Here is an 18,804-nt window from a genome sequence, read left to right as displayed (position 1 = left end):
CCCGGCGTCCCCGGGACCCCGGGTCGGCTCAGTCCTCCCAGGGCGGGGTCTCGTCGAGCCTCGCGTAGTACGTGGCCAGGTGGGAACGGACCCGGTCCCGGTCCTCGGCGGGCAGGTCGACGCCCCCGCGCGACCCCTGCATGACGGCGGCGGCGGCGAACACCCCGCGCGGCACCGCCACCAGCGTCCCGTCGACGACGTCCGCCACCAGCAGCTTGTACGCGGTGAAGTTGTCCTTCTTCTCCGCGTCGTACCAGACGTGCGCGTCGCGGTACCGCGCGGTGGGCCCGTCCTGCGCCCCGGCCCACTCGCGGACCCGGCGCTCGGCGGCGGCGCCGTCCCACTCGCGGTCCCGGTCGGCCAGCGGCAGGTCCTGGAAAGCGGTCACGGCCATCGGTGGTCCTCCGTCCTCCTCGGTCGTTCGTGGCGGTCCGGGTCGTGCCCCGCGTCCCGGCGGCGCGGACGGCCGCCGGGCGCGGGCGCGTCAGTGGGCCGGTGCCGCGGCACGCAGCCGCTCGAGCAGCGGCCCGGCCGCCTCGTCGAGGAACCGCTGCTGCAGCGCGTCGCCTACCTGCACCAGGGCGACGTCGGTGAAGCCGGCCTCCCAGTAGGCGCTCACGGCCTCGACGATCGCGTCGAGGTCGGGCCCGCACGGGATCGACTCCGCGACGTCCTCGGGGCGGACGAACTGGCTCGCGGCCTCGAACGCCTCGGTGGTCGGCAGGTCGGCGTTGACCTTCCACCCGCCGCCGAACCAGCGGAACTGGTCGTGCGCCCGGGCGACGGCCTCGTCGCGGTCCGGCCCCCACGAGATCGGGATCTGCCCGATCTTGCGCGACGGACCGAGCCCGGCACGGGCCTCCTCCCAGCGGGTCACGAGGTCGGCGTCCGGCTCGACGGCCACCAGGTGGTCCGCGAGCGCGGAGAACCGCGACACCGACTGGGCGCCCGACACCGCGACACCGATCGGCACCCGCTGCTCGGGCAGGTCCCACAGCCGGGCGGAGTCGACGCGGAAGTGCGCGCCCTCGTACGTGACGCGCTCGCCGTCCAGCAGGTCGCCGATGATGACGAGCGCCTCCTCGAGCATGTCGTGCCGCTCCCCCACGGCCGGCCACCGCTGGCCGACGACGTGCTCGTTGAGGTTCTCGCCCGCGCCGACGTTGAGCGTGAAGCGCCCGCCGGACAGCACCCCGAGGGTCGCCGCCTTCTGCGCGACGACCGCCGGGTGGTACCGGACGATCGGACAGGTCACGTACGTCATGAGCTCGAGGCGCTCGGTGGCCTGCGCGACTGCGCCGAGCACGGTCCAGGCGTACGGCGCGTGTCCCTGGGAGTCGAGCCAGGGGAAGGAGTGGTCGGACGACACGGCGAAGTCGAAGCCCAGCCGGTCGGCGTCCTGGGCGTACCGCACGAGCTCGCGCGGGCCGGACTGCTCGGTCATGAGGGTGTACCCGAAGCGTGTCACGGCACGAGGATGTCGCGGTCCCGGCCGGTCGGCATCCGGAACGCACGACCCCGGGGGGAGGTCCCGGTCCGGCGCGGCTAGGGTCGGGCGCGAGGACGAGGAGGTCCGTGTGACGCAGCAGCAGCCGATCCGGTTCGGGGTCGTGGGGTCCGGGTGGCGGGCCGAGTTCTTCGTGCGCGTGGCGCGCCTGGTGCCGGACCGGTTCCGGTGCGTCGGGGTCGTCACCCGCACCGCCGAGCGCGGTGCGCAGGTCGAGGCCGGGTGGGGCGTGCCGACGGTCCGCACCATCGAGGAGCTGGTCACGGGCGCTGTGCCGGGTGCGGGCCCCGCACCCGACCGTCCCGAGCTGATCGTGACCGCGACGCCCTGGCCGGTCACGCCGGACGCGGTGCGCGAGATCGTCGACGCCTCCGTCCCCGTGCTCGCCGAGACCCCGCCCGCGCCCGACGTCGCGGGTCTGCGCGCGCTGTGGGCGGACGTCGGCACGACCGGGCTCGTGCAGGTCGCCGAGCACTCGCCGGCCATGCCCGCCCACCAGGCACGACGCGCCGTCGTGGCGTCCGGGGCCATCGGCACGCCGACGAGCGTGCAGATCTCCTCGACGCACCTGTACCACGCGGTCGGGCTGGCCCGGCACCTGCTGGGCGCCGGGCGCGGCCCGGTCACGGTCCGCGCGCAGACGGCCACGGCACCGCTGCTGGACCCCGTCGGGCGGCACGGCTGGACGGACGCCACCGAGGCCGCACCGACCCGCTCGATCCTCGCGACGCTCGACCTGGGCGACGGTCGCACCGTGCTCTACGACTTCACCGACAACCAGTGGTACAACCCGCTGCGCGCCAACCGGGTCGTCGTGCGGGGGTCCCACGGCGAGATCGTCGACGACACCGTGACCCGGTGGGTGGACGGCCGGACCGTCGTCACGTCGCGCATCGAACGCCGGCAGTCCGGCGTCGAGCAGAACCTCGAGGGCTTCGACCTGCAGCACCTGTCGATGGACGGCCGGGTGCTGTACCGCAACCCGTTCGAGGGTGCCCGGCTCGCCGACGACGACCTCGCGGTCGCCCACCTGCTGGCGGACACCGGCGCGTGGGTGCGCGGTGACGGCCCCGCGCCGTACCCGCTGGCCGACGGCTGCCAGGACCACCTGCTGGGCCTGGCGATCGAGGAGGCGGCGCGCACGGGCGAGCCGGTGACGACGGCGGCGGAGCCCTGGGCCGACGCCCTGTGAGGGCCTGCCCCGCCACTCCGCCGCTCTCCTGACCAGCACCCCTGACCGCGCCCGCGTCCCGTCGGCCTCCCCGTCCCGTCGGCCTCCCCGCCGTCCGCGTCCCGGGACGCCCGGCGCGGGCGTCAGGGAGTGGTGCCGGTGGGGTGGTCGGCCGGCGTGGCCGGTGCGTCGTCCGGGGCCGGGTCGTCGCCCTCGGCGGAGTCGGCGAACACCTGCCACACCGGCCCGGCGACGAACCAGATGCCCATCACGAGCGTCGCGCGCCCGGCCCACCCGAGCAGGACCTCCCGCTGGGTGGCGTCGTCGGCGATGAGCAGCAGGACGCCGAGGATCGCGACGGAGACGACCCACGCCAGCAGCACCCGCAGCCACAGCCGCCACTCGTGGACGACCTTGGCCCGTCCGCCCGACGGCACGCGCGGCGGGCGGGGCCCGTCGAAGAACCGCCACGCCACCCAGCCGTCGACCTTGCGCACCGTGTAGCGGCCGAACGCCACGGTGAACCCGAGGTAGAGCGCCGCGAGCCCGTGCGTCCACGTCGCCTCGGCGCCGCGCAGCAGGTCGGTGACCGTGGCGACCAGCAGGACGACCTCGATGAGCGGCTCGCACAGCAGCAGCACGGTCGACAGCCGCCGGCGGCGGAACAGGTAGCGCGCGACGACGGCCGCGGCGAGGAACACCCAGAACGCGACCTCGCACGCGATGACCAGCGCGGCGACGGGGTGGTCGCGGACCCACTCGACGATCTCCATGCCTCGACGGTGCCGCGCGGACCCGCACGGGCGCGTCCGGCGTTCGGACCGACCCGCGGGCGCCGTCTCGTCCGTTCGGACGAGAACCCCAGATCACGGACGTGCTGGGATGGGTGCATGACCTCCCGCCTCGCCGCCCTCGCGCGGTGGGTGCGCACGCCGCCGCGCGGGCCGGCTGCCGACCGCGCCTACGCGGTGGCGCTGCTCGTCGTGGGGCTGGTGCTGCTCGTGCTCGACGTGCGCATGATCGGCGTGGACGAGCCGGTCGCCGACCTGCCCGGCGGCACGCTCCCGTGGCAGGTGGGCGTGCTGCTGCTGGCGACGACCGCGCTGCTGCACAAGCGGCGGCACCCGGTGCCGGTCCTCGCGGTGGTCACGGTGCTGCTCGCCGTGGACGTGGCGCTGGGCGGCAGCCTGGGTATGTACCTGGTGCTGTTCGACGCGCTGTTCACGGTCGCCCGGGACGCGGCCCCGCGCGCTCGGGCGGTCGTGCTCGGGGTGCTGGTCACGCTCGTGCTCGGGGTGCTCGTGGCGACCGTCGTCGTGGGGGCGTCCGCGCGGGACGTCGTGCAGCTGACGCTCGTCGCCGGGTCGCTGCTGCTGCCGCCGTGGTGGTGGGGCTCCGACGTGCGTCGCTCGCAGGAGCTGACGGCCGAGCAGTCGCGTCGCGCCGACGCCGAGCGCGCCCGCGCCGACCTGGCCCGCGCCCACGCCGAGGACGTCGCGCGCATCGCCGCGCTCGACCGCGACCGCGCCGTGCAGGACGAGCGCGCGCGCATGGCACGGGACCTGCACGACGTGGTCGCCGGGCACCTGTCGGCCGTGGCGATCCACGCCGAGGCGGCCCTCGCCGCCCCGCCCGACGAGGCGCGGGACCGCGCGGCGCTGGCAGCCGCACGGGCCGGGTCGCTCGACGCGCTGGCGGAGATGCGGTCGATGATCCTGGTGCTGCGCGCGGGTGCGGACGCCGACGCGGCCACCGCACCGGCCGGTCTGGCGCGCGTCGCGGACCTCGACGTGGACGTCGTCGGCGGCGTGCCGGCGCACCTGCCCGCCGCCGTCGACCACGCGGCGTTCCGCATCCTGCAGGAGGCGGCGACCAACGCCCGCAAGCACGGGACCGGGCGCGCGACGGTGCGGTTCACGGCCGGCGGCGACGACCTGGAGATGGTCGTCGAGAACGCGCTGCGGACCGACGCCCTGCCCGTCGACCCGGCGCTGACGTCGTCCACGGGCCTGCAGACCATGCGCGAGCGCGCGACCGCCCTGGGCGGGACCCTGACGGCGGCACCCACCGGGACGGTGTGGCGTGTGCACGCCCGCCTCCCCCGGCGACCGGGAGACGAGCGGTGAGCGACCCGACGACGACCACGACCCCCCGGGCCCCGGTCACCGTGCTGCTGGCCGACGACCACGCGGCGATCCGCGCCGGGCTCCGGATCATGCTCGAGCAGTCCGGGCGGGTGCAGGTCGTGGGCGAGGCCACCGACGGGGACGTCGCGGTGCGCCAGACGCGCGCGCTGCGCCCCGACGTCGTGCTCATGGACGTGCGGATGCCGGGCACCGACGGGATCACCGCGACGGCCGCGATCGTCGGCGAGCGGCTGGCCGAGGTCGTGGCGCTGACGACGTTCGACCTCGACGAGTACGTGCTCGGCATGGTCCGGGCGGGGGCGGCCGGGTTCCTGCTGAAGACCGTGGGTGCGGGCGAGCTGGTCGACGCGGTGTGCCGGGTGGCCGCCGGGGAGGGCGTCCTCGCGCCTGAGGTCACGCGCCGGCTGCTCGACGCGGTCGCGTCCCACGTCCGCGCCGCCGCGCCCGCCGCGACCCCCGCCGACGACCGCGTCGCGAGCCTCACCGCCCGCGAGCGCGACGTCCTCGACGCCCTGGGCGACGGGCTGTCGAACGCGGACATCGCCGCACGGCTCGTGGTCTCGGAGACGACCGTGAAGTCCCACGTCAGCCACGTGCTGGCCAAGCTGGGCGTGCGCACGCGGCTGCAGGCGGGCGTGCTGGCGCGGGACCTGCGCGGCTCCGGGTGACGGGTGGCCGGTGACCGCAGGGCGTCAGCGGTCCGGCACGGACGGCCGTGCCGGCCACCCGCAGGGGGACGGCGGCCCGCGGTCGTCGCCGGACCGCGCTCGGCCGGCGCCGGCGCCGGCTCAGGCGCCGAGCACGAACGTGCGGATCGCGATGACCGCCGCGCCGCGCGCCCACTGCGTGAACGACGGGGACTGCAGGGCGAGGCGAGGTGGGACCGCCGCGGGGTCGCGGTCGACCGCCATGCCCCGCGCGACCGCGTCGCGCGCCACCTCCGCCAGACGCACCCCCTCGCCGCCGAGCACGACGAGCGGCGCGGACGTGAACCCTGCCGCGGCCGTGACGAGCCGCCCGAGCCCGACACCCGCGTCGTCGACGACGCGGTGCGCGGCGGGGTCGCCGGCCTGCGCGAGGTCGAGCACCTCGTCGTAGGACACCTCCCGCCGGTGCGCGACCGACACCTGCGCGGTGAGGGAGCCGATCGTCAGCAGGGACGTCGCGCAGCCGCGGTGCCCCCGGTCGCAGACCGGGCCGGTCGCGGACAGCGGGTGGTGCCCGATGCGCCCGGTCCCCGTGCCGTCGCCCGCGACGAGCCGGTCGTGCGCGACCAGACCGAACCCCACACCCGCCCCGACGGTGACGAGGGCGAAGGTCGGGGCTCCGCGTCCCTCGCCGAACCAGTGCGTCGAGGCGGTGAGCGCGGTGACGTCGTTCGCGACCACGACCGGCAGCCCGGTGCGCTCGTGCACGAGCCCGCCCAGCGGCACCGGCGCGTCGTGCCAGTGCAGGAACGGCGCGCGGACGACGTCCGTGGCGCGCGCGACGTCGCCGCCGAGGCTCACGCCGACCGCCGTCACCGGCCGCCCACCGGTGCCCACGAGCTCGGCGACCACCTCGGCCACGACGTCCGCGACGGCGTCCGGCGCGTGGTCGGTCAGCGGACGCCCCGCGGTGGCGACCACCTCGGCGCGCAGCGTGGCGAGGACCCCGTGGGCGTGGTCGCCGGTGAGCTTGACGCCGACGAAGTGGTGCGCGGCCGCGACGACGTCGAGGGGCTGCGAGGGCCGTCCGAGGCGGGAGCCGGTGGGCGCGACCTCGGTCGCCACCAGGAGCCCGTGGTCGACCAGGGGCTTGGTGAGGCGGGTCAGGCTGCCGGCCGACAGGTCGACGCGACGCGCGAGCTCGGCGCGGGACAGCGGTCCGTGCAGCAGCACCTCGACGGCGATCCGGTGCGCGGCACCGGCCAACGGCACCCAGGTGGTGGCGGACACTGCGCCAGTCTGCCCGAGGGAGGGTGCCGTCACCGCGCCTCGATCCTTCCTTGCCGAAAGGAAATGACCCTAAGCGTGCAGCGAGCACCGCGGGCCGATTCGACCGGTCCGGGTGTTGCGTCCGAAATAGGTTCTGTCATAGAACTTATGGCCTCCGACGAAGAGGTCCTCTCCGATGACGCAGACGTCCCCTGTCGCCGCCCCCCTGGCGGACCGTCCCGTGCCCTCCCCGCTGCACCTGAGCGCCGCCGGCGTCAGCCTCGTGCTCGACGTCTCCGAGGGGATGCTCCCGCGGGTCCTGCACTGGGGCGCCCACCTCGGCGACCCCGGTCCCGCCGAGCTCGAGCAGCTGCGCGCCACGGCCGTGCCGCCCGTCAGCTCGGCCACGGTCGACCACCCGGTCCCCCTCGCGCTCCTGCCGGAGCAGTCGGCGGGGTGGCTGGGCACGCCGGGCGTCACCGGTCACCGCGACGGCGCCGACTTCTCCACGGCGTTCGCCGTCGACGACGTCACGGTCACCCACGACGTCGAGCGCGACGGGGCCCCCGTCGCGCACCGCGTCGTCGTCACCGCGTCCGACGAGGTGGCCCGCCTCGCCCTGCGGCTCGAGCTCGAGCTGCTGCCGGACGGTGCGCTGCGCACGCGCGCCGGGCTGACGAGCACCGGCGACGGCGTGTTCACCCTCGGCGGGATCGACCTCGCCCTGCCGGTGCCGCGCGAGGCCGACGAGATCCTCGACTTCACGGGGCGGCACCTGCGCGAGCGCAGCCCGCAGCGGCACCCCTTCGTCGCGGGCACGCACCTGCGCGAGTCCCGGCGGGCCCGAGCCCACGACGGCACGCTCCTGCTGCTCGCCGGCCGGCACGGCTTCGGCCACCGCAGCGGCGAGGTCTGGGGCGTGCACGTCGCCTGGTCCGGCAACACCCGTGCGTTCGCCGAGCAGGTCATGCCGTCCGGGACACGCGTGCTGGGCGGCGGCGAGCTGCTGCTCGCCGGGGAGGTGCGGCTCGCGGAGGGCGAGACCTACACCAGCCCCTGGCTGTACGGGTCGTACGGGGACGGGCTCGACGCGCTCTCGCACCGGTTCCACGCGTACCTGCGCTCGCGCCCGCGGCACCCGCGCACCCCCCGCAAGGCGCTGATCAACGTGTGGGAGGCCGTCTACTTCGACCACGACCTGACGCGGCTGACGGCACTGGCCGACGCCGCCGCGGCGGCCGGGATCGAGCGCTACGTGCTCGACGACGGCTGGTTCCGCGGCCGGCGCGACGACACCGCCGGGCTCGGCGACTGGGTCGTCGACCCCGACGTCTGGCCGGACGGTCTGCACCCCCTGGTCGACCACGTCACCGCCGCCGGCATGGAGTTCGGCCTGTGGTTCGAGCCGGAGATGGTCAACCCCGACTCCGACCTGGCCCGCCGGCACCCCGAGTGGATCCTGCAGACGGGCGGGCGCATGCCGCCGCCCTCCCGTCACCAGCAGGTCCTCGACCTCGCGCACCCGGGGGCGTGGGACCACGTCTTCGGCCAGATGGACGCGATCCTCACCGAGTACGCGATCGGCTACGTCAAGTGGGACCACAACCGCGACCTCGTCGACGCGGGCCACACGCCCACCGGCGCTGCCGGGGTGCACGCGCAGACGCTCGCGGCGTACCGGCTGCTGGACGCGCTCCGCGCCCGGCACCCGCAGGTCGAGTTCGAGTCGTGCTCCGGGGGCGGCGGGCGCGTCGACCTGGGGATCCTCGAGCGCACCGACCGGGTCTGGACGTCGGACACGATCGACGCGCTCGAACGGCAGACCATCGAGGCCGGCACGGGCCTGCTGGTGCCGCCGGAGATGCTGGGCTCGCACATCGGCTCCCCCGCGTCGCACACCACGGGCCGCCACCACGACCTGTCCTTCCGGGGTGCGACGGCGCTGTTCGGCCACCTGGGGGTGGAGTGGGACCTCACGGCCGCCACCCCCGCCGAACGTGCGGAGGTCGCCCGCTGGGTGGCGACCTACCAGGAGCACCGGGACCTGCTGCACCACGGGCGCACCCTGCGCACGGACGACCCGGACCCGGCCCTGCGGGTGCACGGCGTCGTCGCCCTCGACGGCCGGGAGGCGGTCGTCGCGGTCGTGCAGGTCGCCGCCGGGGTGTGGGCGCCGCCCGGCCGGCTGCGCATCCCGGGCCTGGACCCGGGCACGACGTACGACGTGCGCCCGCTGGCCCCGGCGGACCACATCGCGCCCCACCACCGGGGCGGGCTGCCCCGCTGGTGGGGGCACGGCACGCGCCTGAGCGGACGCTCGCTGGCGACCGTGGGCGTGCAGCTGCCGCAGCAGCACCCCGAGCGCACCGTCCTGCTGCACCTGACCGCCGCCTGACGCGACACCCCACCGCACCGCCCGCCCCCCCACCCTCGCAACGGCGCGAGAGGAGCACCGAGATGACTGTCGCGACCCCACCCGCACCGCCCGGCACCGACCGGCGGCGCCCGCCCCCGCGGCCCCGCCGGCGCGGGGACCTCGGCGCCGCCGTGCTGTTCCTCGTCCCCGCGACGATCGGCTTCGTCGTCTTCTACCTCGTGCCGGCGGTGCGGGGGGCGTGGTTCAGCCTCACCGACTACGCGGTGCTCGCGCCGGGCTCGTTCGTCGGGCTCGAGAACTACCGGCGCCTGGCGGCCGACCCGCAGTTCTGGAACGCGATGGGCGTCACCGCGTACTACGTGGTGATCAACATCGTCGTGCAGACGCTGCTGGCCATCGCGCTGGCGGTGCTGCTGCAGCGCATGACCCGCTCGATCCTCGTGCGCGGCATCGCGCTGCTGCCCTACTTCGTCGCGAACGTGGTCGTCGCGCTCGTCTGGTACTTCATGCTCGACTACCAGATCGGCGTGGTGAACGTGCTGCTCGGGTACGTCGGCGTGGACGCGCAGGCCTTCTTCGGCGACCCCGCCCTGGCGATCCCGACCATCGCCCTGATCAACGTGTGGCGGCACCTGGGCTACACCGCGCTGCTGCTGTTCGCCGGCCTGCAGACGATCTCGCCGCAGGTGTACGAGGCCGCGGCGATCGACGGGGCGTCGGCGTGGCGCCAGTTCCGCTCGATCACGCTGCCGCTGCTGCGGCCCGTGCTCGCCCTCGTGCTGGTCGTGACGGTCACGGGCTCGTTCCAGGTCTTCGACACGGTCGCCGTGACCACCGGCGGCGGTCCGGTGGACGCCACCCGCGTCGTCTACCTCTACATCTACGACCTCGCGTTCGCCCAGCTCGACTTCGGGTACGCGTCCGCGATCTCGGTCGTCCTGTTCGTCGTCCTGCTCGTCGTCGCGATCGTGCAGCTGCGGCTGCTGCGCGCGAACGAGTCGGACAACGCCTGAGGAGGCACCGTGTCGACGACGACCCCCCGCACCCTCGCCGAGCCGGCACCACCCGAGGCCTCGGAGCACCGCCCCCCGCGCCGACGCCCGCCCGTGCGGTGGCAGCGCGTGCTCGGCTGGGCCGCCCTGGTGGTGATCCTGCTGATCACGCTGTTCCCGTTCTACTGGATGCTGCGCACCGCGTTCTCCGACAACCGCGCGCTGGCCGCGCAGGCGGACAACCTGCTGCCGGCCGACTTCACCCTCGACGCCTTCCGCCGCGTGTTCGGGCTGACCACGCTCGAGGAGTCGCTCGCGCAGGGCGGTGCCGGTGGCCGGATCGACTTCTGGCTGTACCTGCGCAACTCCGTCGTGGTCGCCACGTCGATCACGGTCGGGCAGGTGTTCTTCTCCGCGATGGCGGCCTTCGCCTTCGCGCGGCTGCACTGGCGCGGCCGGGACACCGTCTTCGCCGTCTTCCTCTCGGCGCTGATGGTCCCGGGCATCTTCACGGCGATCCCCAACTTCGTGCTGATGAAGGAGCTGGGGCTGCTCAACACGTTCCCGGCGCTCGTGCTGCCGACGTTCTTCATGACGCCGTTCGCCGTCTTCTTCGTCCGGCAGTTCCTGCTGGGCGTGCCGCGCGAGCTGGAGGAGGCCGCGATGCTCGACGGCGCCGGGCACGCCCGGGTGTTCCTGCGGATCATGCTGCCGATGGCGAGCGCGCCGATCACGACGCTGGCGGTCCTCACCTACATCGCCGCGTGGAACGAGTACTTCTGGCCCCTGCTGGTGGGGCAGAGCGAGGACGTGCGCGTCCTGACCGTGGCACTGGGGATCTTCCGCTCCCAGACGCCGCAGGGCAGTCCCGACTGGTCCGGGCTCATGGCCGCGACGCTCGTGGCGGCCCTGCCCATCGTCCTGCTGTTCGTCGCGCTCGGGAAGCGCATCGTCAGCTCCATCGGCTTCACCGGGATCAAGTGAGGTGCGCGCCATGACGCAGACGGACGACCGCCGCAGGCACCGTCCCACCCGTGCCGCAGCGCTCGTCGCGGCCGCGGCGCTCGCGCTGGGCGGGTGCGCCGCCGCCGGCGAGGGCGACGGGCCGGTGACGCTGACCTACTGGATGTGGGACGCCAACCAGCTGCCGGCCTACCAGGAGTGCGCGAGCGCGTTCGAGGCCGCGAACCCCGACGTCCGGGTCAACATCGAGCAGTACGGCTGGGAGGACTACTGGACCCAGCTGACCGCGCGGATGGTCGCCGAGAGCGCCCCCGACGTCTTCGTCGACCACACCCAGCAGTTCGGCAAGTACGCGGGCTTCGGGCAGATCCTCGACCTGGAGGACCGCGTCGAGGAGTCGGGGATCGACCTCGACCAGTACCAGCCCGGGCTCGTCGACCTGTGGCGCGGGGCGGACGGCGGCCTGTACGGCATGCCGAAGGACTGGGACACGGTCGGGCTCTACTACAACGCCGACCTGCTCGCCGAGGCCGGCATCGACCCCGCGGAGATGTGGCGGCTGGAGTGGAACCCGCAGGACGGCGGGTCGTTCGAGCGGCTGCTCGCCCGCCTGACCGTGGACCGCAACGGCGTGCGCGGGGACGAGCCCGGCTTCGACAGCGAGCGGGTCGCGGTCTACGGCATGGGCTACGGCGAGGCGGGCGGCGGCTTCGGGCAGGCCCAGTGGGCGTCGTTCGCGCTGAGCACCGGCTGGACCTACGCCGACCGGAACCCCTGGCCCACCCGGCTGGCGTACGACGACCCGGCGTTCATCGAGACCATCGGCTGGTACCGCTCACTCATCGAGAAGGGCTACATGCCCCCGCTGGCGGCGGCGACCTCCGGCATCGGGGTGATCGAGTCCATGGGGTCGGGTGCGTACGCCACGCTCGTGGAGGGCGCCTGGAACGCGCGCGCCATGTCGGAGCTGCAGGGCGTGGACATCCGGGTCGCCCCGACCCCCGTCGGGCCCAGCGGGCAGCGCGCGAGCGTGTTCAACGGGGTGTCCGACGCCGTCTACGCCGGCACGCCCCACCCGGACGAGGCGTGGCGCTGGGTCGAGTACCTCGCCGGCCGGGACTGCCAGGACGCGGTCGCCACGCACGCCCGCGTGTTCCCGGCGATCGCGGAGTCGTCGACGATCGCCGTCGCCGCCTTCGAGGAGCTCGGTGTCGACGCCCAGGCGTTCGCCGTCCACGTCGAGGACGGCACCGGCGTGCAGGCACCCGTCACGGGCAGCTGGGCGCGCATCCAGTCCGTGATGGCACCGGCGATGGACGCCGTCCTCGCGCTGCAGCGGGACCCGTCGTCCCTGGCGGCGGCGAACGACCGGGTGAACGCCGTGCTGGCCGACGACTCCTGAGCCGGTCCGCCGGCCAGGACGAGCAGGCCACCCGGCCACCGCTCGTCGAACGGTGCGCGCCGGCGCCCCGTTCGACGGACGGAGGTCAGGCGGGCGCGTACGCCGCGCGCGTCCACCACGCGGGCGCCGGGGCGGATGCGCCGTCGCCGCTCGCGTACATCCCCAGGTAGACGCCCGTGAACCCGCCGGCGACCTCCGTGCTGACGTACCGGCTGGAGGTCGTGCCGAGCTCGAGGACGCCGTCGGCGTGCCGGACGCTGAACCGGTAGGACTCCGGCTCGGCGTCCACGCGCAGCTCCAGCACACCGTCCGGCACCTCGCCCGACGCGAGCACCGCACGGACGGGCCCGACGCGCTGCCGCAGCTCCACGACGCGCCCCCCGCCCGCGGCGCGGACGGCCAGGTCCACGTGGTGCGCCTCGTCGGCGCGGACCACGAGCCCGGCCTCGTCCCCGTCACCGGGTGCGAACTCGAGCGTCGCCGCGAAGGTGCAGGCGTGGTGCTGCTGGCGGCGCAGCAGCGCCACGAGCAGCGGGTCGTCGGTGGTGTGCGGGCCGCCCACCAGGCGCAGCGCACCCGGCCGGGCGGTCAGGTCCGCGGCCTCGGGGGGCAGCGGGCGCCGCAGCGTGTTCCAGTACGGCGCGAGCGCGGGTCCGTCGAAGACGTCGAGCGTGACGGGGTCGTCCGCCGGCGACGGCGGCAGCGCGGGCGCCTGCGCCACGTCGGGCATGCGCCCGTCCGCGCCGACCACCGGCCAGCCGTCCTCGTCCCACACCACCGGCGCGAGGAACGTCTCGCGTCCGAGCGTGTGGTACCCGCCGCCCACGGTCCGGACGCCCAGCGCGACCAGCCACCACGTCCCGTCCGCGAGCTCCACGAGGTCCGCGTGCCCGACCGACTGCACACGCGACGGCGCCGACCGGTGGGTGAGCACGGGGTTGCGCGGGCACGGCTCCCACGGGCCCCAGGGCGACGACGAGCGCGCCACGGTCACCATGTGCCCGTGCGCGGTGCCGCCTTCCGCGAGGACGAGGTAGTACAGGTCACCGCGGCGGAACAGGTGCGGCGCCTCGGGGTACTGGCCGCCGGTGCCCGCCCACAGGAACCGCGTGGCGGTGAGCCGCTCACCGCTCACGGGGTCGATCTCGCACTGCTGCGCGCCGCGCACGAAGTCGACCTCGAGCGGGTGCGGCGGGGCCGGGTCGGGCTCCACCGTGGACGTGAAGTAGCAGCGGCCCTCGTCGAAGAACAACGACGGGTCGATGCCGTCCTGGTCGACGACCACCGGGTCGGACCACGGACCTTGCGGGTCGTCCGCCCACACGAGGAGGTGCCCGCCGGCGTCCACGTTGGTCACCGTGACGTAGAAGCGTCCGTCGTGGTGCCGGATCGTCGGGGCGAACAGCCCGCCCGACGCGGGTGCTCCCAGCAGGTCGAGCTGGGACGGGCGCGTGAGCACGTGACCGAGCTGCCGCCAGTGCACGAGGTCCGTCGAGTGGAACAGCGGCACCCCGGGGAAGTACTCGAAGCTGCTGGTCACCAGGTAGAAGTCGCCCCCCACGCGGCAGATGCTCGGGTCGGGGTGGAACCCGGTGAGGACCGGGTTGGTGTAGGTCGGCATGATGGCTCTCCGGGCAGGGTCGGACCGCCCGGCGTGCGGGCGGGAGGGCGGGAGGCGGCGGGTCCGGGCGCTCAGCGCGCGGTCGACGCGCGCCGGACGAGCTCGACGGGCAGCGTGGACGTGGAGACGTGCGTCGGGTCCTCGATGAGGTCGACGAGCATGTCGAGCGCCGCGACCGCGATGCCCTCGATGGGCTGCCGGACCGTCGTCAGCGGCGGGTCGTGCTCGGCAGCCAGCGGCAGGTCGTCGTAGCCCACGACCGCCACGTCCTGCGGGACGCGCAGCCCGCGGGCGCGCAGCCCGCGGACGGCACCGACGGCCATGGCGTCGGACGCGACGAACAGGCCGTCCACGTCGTCGAGCTCGGCGACGAGCGCCTCACCGCTGGCCTCGGTGAAGTCCCCGTGCCGCACCCGGCCGTCCGGCAGCGCGACGCCCGCCTCGGCGAGCACCTCACGGAAGCCCTGGGTGCGCTCGGCACCCGACTGCGTGTCCTGGGGCCCGCCGACGAGCCCGGGGCGCGTGCAGCCGATCTCGAGGAGGTGCCGGGCCGCGATGCGCCCGCCCTCGACGTTGTCGACCATGACCGAGCCGAACACGTCGGGCCACGCGGTGGGGCCCATCGTGACGGTGGGCACGTCGTACGTCGCCAGCCGGTCCAGCAGCTCGTCCTGCGTGTGGTACGCGCTCATGACGAGGCCGTCGATGCGGCGCGGGCCGATGACCCGGTCGACCAGTCCGTCCTGGTCGCTCTCGTCGTCGAACAGGAAGAGCGCGACGGCCAGCCCGCGACGTGTCGCGCCTCGGCTGAGCCCCTGCAGCAGGGCGACGAAGTACGGGTCCTGCACGAGCGCGGCCGTGCGCAGCGGCACGACGAACCCGACGAGCCCCGTGCGGTTGGAGACCAACGACCTGGCCGACGCCAGCGGGGTGTAGCCCGTGTCCGCGATGACGGCCTCGACGCGGGCCCGGACCTCGGGACGCACCTCGCCGCGGCCGTTGAGGACGCGTGACGCGGTGGTGCGCGACACCCCGGCCATGCGGGCGATGTCCTTGAGGGTGAGCCGGCCGCGCACCTCGGGGTCCCGGGCGCGGACCACCGTGTCGGGCTGCGTGCCCGAGCGGTCGTTCCGGTCCATGCCGCTCACCCCTTGACCGCGCCGGCCGCGAGGCCCTGGACGATCCGTCGCTCGGCCACCGCGTAGACGAGGATCGTCGGCAGCATCGCCAGGATCGTATAGGCAAGGATCTTCGCGGTGTCGAAGAGGTAGGACCCGGCGAACTGGCTGAGCCCGAGCGGCAGCGTCCAGCTCTCCTGCGACGGCAGGATCAGCAGCGGCAGCAGGAAGCTGTTCCAGCTGGTCACGAGCGCGAGGATCGACACGGTGATGAGCGGCGGCACCGACATCGGCAGCACGATCCGCACGAAGAACCGCAGGTGGCCGGCGCCGTCGAGCTGCGCTGCCTCCTCCATCTCCCGGGGGATGGCCGCGAAGAACGGGCGGAGCACGACGATCGTCACGGGCAGGGCGAACGCGGCCTGCGGCAGCGCGACCCCGAGCGGGGTGTTCATGAGCCCGAGCTGCCGGACCATGAGGTAGAGCGGCAGGATCGCGACGGCGGCCGGGAACAGCAGGCCGAGCGTGAAGAACGAGTAGACGGACTCGCGACCGCGGAACCGCAGGCGTGACACGGCGTAGGCGGCGGTGGTGCCGGCGACGAGCACCAGCACGAGCGTGAGCGCGGCGATGACGACCGAGTTCAGCAGCGTCTGCCAGAACAGCCCACCACCGAGGACGTCGGTGTAGTTGCTCCACACCGGGTCGGTGGGCAGGCCCCAGGGGTCCGCGCCGATCTCGCCCGACGTGCGCAGCGAGTTGACGACGCCGGACAGGAACGGGAAGAGCGTGAGCAGGCCCGCCACGACGAGGACGGCGTAGCCGAGGGGCCCTCGACCGTCACCCGCCAACCGGGCCGAGCGGCGGCGCGCGGGGACGTGGGCCGCGTGCCGCGCGGCGGAACGGGCCGGGGTGTCGGTGGCGCTCATCGGTTCCCCTCGGAGGAGTCGGCGTTGTCACGGGCGAGGACGAAGCGCTGGTAGAGCATCGCGACGACGAACGACAGGCCGGCGACCACGACGGCCACGGCGCTGGCGTAGCCGAACTCGTAGCTGCGCATGCCGCTGGCGACCATGTAGGTGACCATCGTCGACGACGCGCCGACGGGGCCGCCGGCGGTCATGACCCACACGAGGTCGAAGAGCTGCAGCGAGCCGACGATCGACAGGAACCCGGCGATGCGCGCGGTCGGCCCGATCGCGGGGAACGTGATGTAGCGGAAGATCTGCGCGCGGCTGGCGCCGTCCATGCGCCCTGCCTCGAGGTGCTCGCCCGGGACGGACTGCAGCGCGGTGAGGAACAGCAGCGTGTAGAAGCCGAAGAACTTCCACGTCACCACGACGAGCACGGCGCCCATGACGAGCGACGGCTCGGCGAGCCACGACCGGGTCCACGACTCCAGGCCGACGGCGTCGAGCGCCCCGTTGAGCTGGCCCGCCGGGGCGAGGATCAGCTTCCACAGGATGGCCGCGACGACCTCGGCGATGACGTAGGGCACGAAGAACACGACGCGGAACACCCCGCGCCCCCGGAACTGCCCGTTGAGCAGGGTGGCGATCCACAGCGCCATCGGCAGCTGGACCGCCAGGGAGACGCCGATCACCGACACGTTGTTGAGCAGCGCACGGTGGAACGACGCGTCCCCGAGGAGGCGGCGGTAGTTGTCGGCCCCGACGAGGTCGGTCAGCGGCTCCATGCCGTTCCACCGGAACAGCGAGTAGACGATCGCCTGGGCGAGCGGTGCGATGACGAACAGGGCGTACAGCGCGAGGCCGGGCGCCAGGAACAGCAGGACGGTACGCAGCGGGCGTCGGCGGCGTGGGGCGGGCGGGGCGTCGACGGCGGCGGGCCGCTCGCCGGCGGTGGTCGTGGTCGTGGCAGTCATGGGCAGGTCCTCGGTCCGGGGGCGGGGACCGGCGCCGGGTGGGGGTGACCCGGCGCCGGCCGGTCGGGGTCGGTGCCGCGTCAGCGGCGCGCGACCTCGGCGATCGCCTCGGCGGCCTGCTGGGGCGTCGACGTCTTGGCGAAGATCGCCTGGACGTTGTCGTTGATCGCCGTCGCCACGGCGGGCGCGTACGCCTGGTCGAGGTAGATCTGCACGCCGGACAGCGTGCGGAACGTGTCGAGGATGGCGCGCTGGTGGGGGTTCTCGACCGAGTCCTCGGCGCCGTCGGCGACGGGCAGCAGCTGGCCGCCGGCACCCATCTTCGACTGCACCTCGACGCTCGTGAGGTGCTCGAGGAGGTCGACCGTCTCCGCGGGGGCGTCCTTGCCGACGGCGAACGCGTTGACGCCACCGAAGGCGACGTCCTTGGCGCCGCCGTCACCGCCGAGCGTCGGGAACGGGAACCACGAGAGCTTGTCGCCCAGGCCCTCGCCGTTGGTGGCGACGGACGCCTGGGTGCCGGGGCCCCAGGAGCCCTGCAGCTCCATGGCGGCCTGGCCGTTGGCGACCATGCTGGCCGCGCCGGCGGCGTCGGCGTAGTTCATGCCGAGGAAGCCCTCCTGGAAGGCGCCCATGTCGACGAGCTCGACGATGCGCTCGCCGGCCTCGACGAACGGCTCGGCGTCGAACGCCCCGGTCGCCCCGGCCTCGTCGAGCGGGTCCGTGCCGCCCGCGGCGAGCGCGAGCTCGGCCCACCAGAACATCGCCGGCCACTTGTCGCCCGCACCGACGGCGGCGGGCGTGATGCCGGCGGCCTTCAGCTTGGCAACGACGTCGACGTAGTCGTCCCAGGTCTCGGGGGCCTCGGTGACGCCGACCTCCGCGAAGAGCTCGGTGTTGTACCAGAAGCCGACGAGCCCGGCGTCGAACGGCACCGCGTACTGCTTGTCGTCGATCTTCATGGCGTCGACGGCTGCGGGCGCGAGGTTGTCGATCCACCCGGAGACGTCGGACGAGAGGTCCTTGACCATGCCGGCGTCGACCTGGGCCTGCAGCACGCCGCCGCCCCAGCTCTGGAACAGGTCCGGCGGGTCGTTGGCCTGCAGGCGGGCGTCGAGCGCGGTCTTGAAGTCGGGGTCGTTGGCGACCGTGATCTCGACCCGGACCCCCGGGTTCGCCTCCTCGAAGGCGGCGGCGGCGTCGGCCCAGACACTGCGCGTGGGCTCCTGCGTCTGGATGTGCCACCACTCGATGACGACCTCGTCGGCCCCGGCCGTCTCGCCGGCGCCGCTGCTGCAGGCGGCGAGCGTCAGCGCGAGCGCGGCGGCAGCCGCAGCTCCCTTGATGCGCATGGGTTCACTCCTTTGTGACGGAATCGCTTCCGGTACCGATTCCGGAACCGGTCCCGGAAGCGTCTCGGGACGTCGCGACGGTGTCAACGGGGCAGGCGTGCCGGCTCGGGCGAAGCCCGTGAAACCGCCACAGGACGCACGTCACGGGGTTGCGCATCGCAGGACCCACGCGTCCCCGCAGGACGGTGCCGCAGGCCCGTGCGGCCCGCGGACCGCGCTGCGAGCCGGGGTCCTGGCGCGGGCCCCTGCGGGGGTCGGACCGCCCCTGAGGCTCCACCCTTCGTCGTCGCCGTCCAGGGGCGGGACGACGACGACGCCCGCACCGACGTCTCCCGAGCAGGCCCACGACAGAC

General features: G+C 74.4%; 16 protein-coding genes. 7 read left to right on the top strand and 9 right to left on the bottom strand.

All coding sequences use genetic code 11. The features are described 5' to 3' along the window. Positions 1-28: 28 nt before the first annotated feature. Complete coding sequence (locus tag BMZ16_RS01775) at positions 29-394, bottom strand: hypothetical protein (protein ID WP_089797896.1); 366 nt, start codon at positions 392-394, stop codon at positions 29-31. A 90-nt stretch (positions 395-484) separates the two neighbouring features. Further along, a complete protein-coding gene (locus BMZ16_RS01770) occupies positions 485-1,468 on the bottom strand; it encodes a TIGR03557 family F420-dependent LLM class oxidoreductase (RefSeq protein WP_089798649.1) in 984 nt (327 codons plus the stop codon). A 109-nt stretch (positions 1,469-1,577) separates the two neighbouring features. Here BMZ16_RS01770 and BMZ16_RS01765 point away from each other — a divergent pair, with 109 nt between their 5' ends. Continuing rightward, a complete protein-coding gene (locus tag BMZ16_RS01765; RefSeq protein WP_255366296.1) occupies positions 1,578-2,699 on the top strand; it encodes a Gfo/Idh/MocA family protein in 1,122 nt (373 codons plus the stop codon). 122 nt (positions 2,700-2,821) lie between these two features. On the opposite strand, the gene BMZ16_RS01760 is transcribed toward BMZ16_RS01765, so the two are convergent. Then, complete coding sequence (locus tag BMZ16_RS01760) at positions 2,822-3,451, bottom strand: hypothetical protein (RefSeq protein ID WP_255366295.1); 630 nt, start codon at positions 3,449-3,451, stop codon at positions 2,822-2,824. A 117-nt stretch (positions 3,452-3,568) separates the two neighbouring features. Here BMZ16_RS01760 and BMZ16_RS01755 point away from each other — a divergent pair, with 117 nt between their 5' ends. Further along, complete coding sequence (locus tag BMZ16_RS01755) at positions 3,569-4,804, top strand: sensor histidine kinase (RefSeq protein ID WP_089797895.1); 1,236 nt, start codon at positions 3,569-3,571, stop codon at positions 4,802-4,804. A gap of 89 nt (positions 4,805-4,893) precedes the next feature. Further along, the gene (locus BMZ16_RS01750) at positions 4,894-5,493 is read left to right on the top strand and encodes a LuxR C-terminal-related transcriptional regulator (protein WP_369822488.1); all 600 of its coding nucleotides are present in this window, start codon (positions 4,894-4,896) and stop codon (positions 5,491-5,493) included. Positions 5,494-5,613: 120 nt separating this feature from the next. On the opposite strand, the gene BMZ16_RS01745 is transcribed toward BMZ16_RS01750, so the two are convergent. Next, positions 5,614-6,762 carry an ROK family transcriptional regulator gene (locus BMZ16_RS01745; RefSeq protein ID WP_089797894.1) on the bottom strand — a complete coding sequence of 383 codons (1,149 nt, stop codon included), beginning with the start codon at positions 6,760-6,762 and terminating at the stop codon, positions 5,614-5,616. 175 nt (positions 6,763-6,937) lie between these two features. Here BMZ16_RS01745 and BMZ16_RS01740 point away from each other — a divergent pair, with 175 nt between their 5' ends. The 4 genes from BMZ16_RS01740 (at position 6,938) to BMZ16_RS01725 (ending at position 12,475) form a co-directional block, all read left to right on the top strand. Next, on the top strand, positions 6,938-9,136 hold the full coding sequence (locus tag BMZ16_RS01740) for an alpha-galactosidase (RefSeq protein WP_089797893.1): 2,199 nt from the start codon (positions 6,938-6,940) through the stop codon (positions 9,134-9,136). Between the two features lie 62 nt (positions 9,137-9,198). Then, on the top strand, positions 9,199-10,131 hold the full coding sequence (locus BMZ16_RS01735) for a carbohydrate ABC transporter permease (RefSeq protein WP_089797892.1): 933 nt from the start codon (positions 9,199-9,201) through the stop codon (positions 10,129-10,131). Positions 10,132-10,140: 9 nt separating this feature from the next. Next, positions 10,141-11,094 carry a carbohydrate ABC transporter permease gene (locus tag BMZ16_RS01730; RefSeq protein WP_218143295.1) on the top strand — a complete coding sequence of 318 codons (954 nt, stop codon included), beginning with the start codon at positions 10,141-10,143 and terminating at the stop codon, positions 11,092-11,094. 10 nt (positions 11,095-11,104) lie between these two features. Further along, a complete protein-coding gene (locus BMZ16_RS01725) occupies positions 11,105-12,475 on the top strand; it encodes an ABC transporter substrate-binding protein (RefSeq protein ID WP_089797891.1) in 1,371 nt (456 codons plus the stop codon). A gap of 85 nt (positions 12,476-12,560) precedes the next feature. Here BMZ16_RS01725 and BMZ16_RS01720 read toward each other — a convergent pair whose 3' ends face one another. The 5 genes from BMZ16_RS01720 to BMZ16_RS01700 all read right to left on the bottom strand — a co-directional run bounded on the left by BMZ16_RS01720 (position 12,561) and on the right by BMZ16_RS01700 (position 18,451). After that, the gene (locus BMZ16_RS01720; protein ID WP_089797890.1) at positions 12,561-14,096 is read right to left on the bottom strand and encodes a glycoside hydrolase family 43 protein; all 1,536 of its coding nucleotides are present in this window, start codon (positions 14,094-14,096) and stop codon (positions 12,561-12,563) included. Between the two features lie 71 nt (positions 14,097-14,167). Further along, positions 14,168-15,235, bottom strand: a complete 1,068-nt coding sequence (locus tag BMZ16_RS01715) for a LacI family DNA-binding transcriptional regulator (RefSeq protein WP_143082722.1) — start codon at positions 15,233-15,235, stop codon at positions 14,168-14,170. Positions 15,236-15,240: 5 nt separating this feature from the next. Then, the gene (locus BMZ16_RS01710; protein ID WP_089797888.1) at positions 15,241-16,143 is read right to left on the bottom strand and encodes a carbohydrate ABC transporter permease; all 903 of its coding nucleotides are present in this window, start codon (positions 16,141-16,143) and stop codon (positions 15,241-15,243) included. Further along, positions 16,140-17,099, bottom strand: a complete 960-nt coding sequence (locus BMZ16_RS01705) for a carbohydrate ABC transporter permease (RefSeq protein ID WP_089797887.1) — start codon at positions 17,097-17,099, stop codon at positions 16,140-16,142. The genes BMZ16_RS01710 and BMZ16_RS01705 overlap by 4 nt, the downstream gene beginning before the upstream one ends. Before the next feature lie 80 nt (positions 17,100-17,179). Beyond that, positions 17,180-18,451 carry an extracellular solute-binding protein gene (locus BMZ16_RS01700; protein WP_089797886.1) on the bottom strand — a complete coding sequence of 424 codons (1,272 nt, stop codon included), beginning with the start codon at positions 18,449-18,451 and terminating at the stop codon, positions 17,180-17,182. Positions 18,452-18,804: the final 353 nt, after the last annotated feature.

This window comes from Cellulomonas sp. KH9 (genome assembly GCF_900114185.1).
Lineage (GTDB): Bacteria > Actinomycetota > Actinomycetes > Actinomycetales > Cellulomonadaceae > Cellulomonas.
This window is presented reverse-complemented; position numbering and strand designations above follow the sequence as displayed.

Excerpts from the sequence above, each read along its gene's own strand:
- BMZ16_RS01760 (WP_255366295.1), bottom strand. The coding sequence starts at position 3,451 with ATGGAGATCGTCGAGTGGGTCCGCGACCACCCCGTCGCCGCGCTGGTC.
- BMZ16_RS01740 (WP_089797893.1), top strand. The coding sequence starts at position 6,938 with ATGACGCAGACGTCCCCTGTCGCCGCCCCCCTGGCGGACCGTCCCGTG.
- BMZ16_RS01725 (WP_089797891.1), top strand. The coding sequence starts at position 11,105 with ATGACGCAGACGGACGACCGCCGCAGGCACCGTCCCACCCGTGCCGCA.
- BMZ16_RS01750 (WP_369822488.1), top strand. The coding sequence starts at position 4,894 with ATGCTCGAGCAGTCCGGGCGGGTGCAGGTCGTGGGCGAGGCCACCGAC.
- BMZ16_RS01710 (WP_089797888.1), bottom strand. The coding sequence starts at position 16,143 with ATGAGCGCCACCGACACCCCGGCCCGTTCCGCCGCGCGGCACGCGGCC.
- BMZ16_RS01775 (WP_089797896.1), bottom strand. The coding sequence starts at position 394 with ATGGCCGTGACCGCTTTCCAGGACCTGCCGCTGGCCGACCGGGACCGC.
- BMZ16_RS01755 (WP_089797895.1), top strand. The coding sequence starts at position 3,569 with ATGACCTCCCGCCTCGCCGCCCTCGCGCGGTGGGTGCGCACGCCGCCG.
- BMZ16_RS01720 (WP_089797890.1), bottom strand. The coding sequence starts at position 14,096 with ATGCCGACCTACACCAACCCGGTCCTCACCGGGTTCCACCCCGACCCG.
- BMZ16_RS01705 (WP_089797887.1), bottom strand. The coding sequence starts at position 17,099 with ATGACTGCCACGACCACGACCACCGCCGGCGAGCGGCCCGCCGCCGTC.
- BMZ16_RS01700 (WP_089797886.1), bottom strand. The coding sequence starts at position 18,451 with ATGCGCATCAAGGGAGCTGCGGCTGCCGCCGCGCTCGCGCTGACGCTC.
- BMZ16_RS01735 (WP_089797892.1), top strand. The coding sequence starts at position 9,199 with ATGACTGTCGCGACCCCACCCGCACCGCCCGGCACCGACCGGCGGCGC.
- BMZ16_RS01715 (WP_143082722.1), bottom strand. The coding sequence starts at position 15,235 with ATGGACCGGAACGACCGCTCGGGCACGCAGCCCGACACGGTGGTCCGC.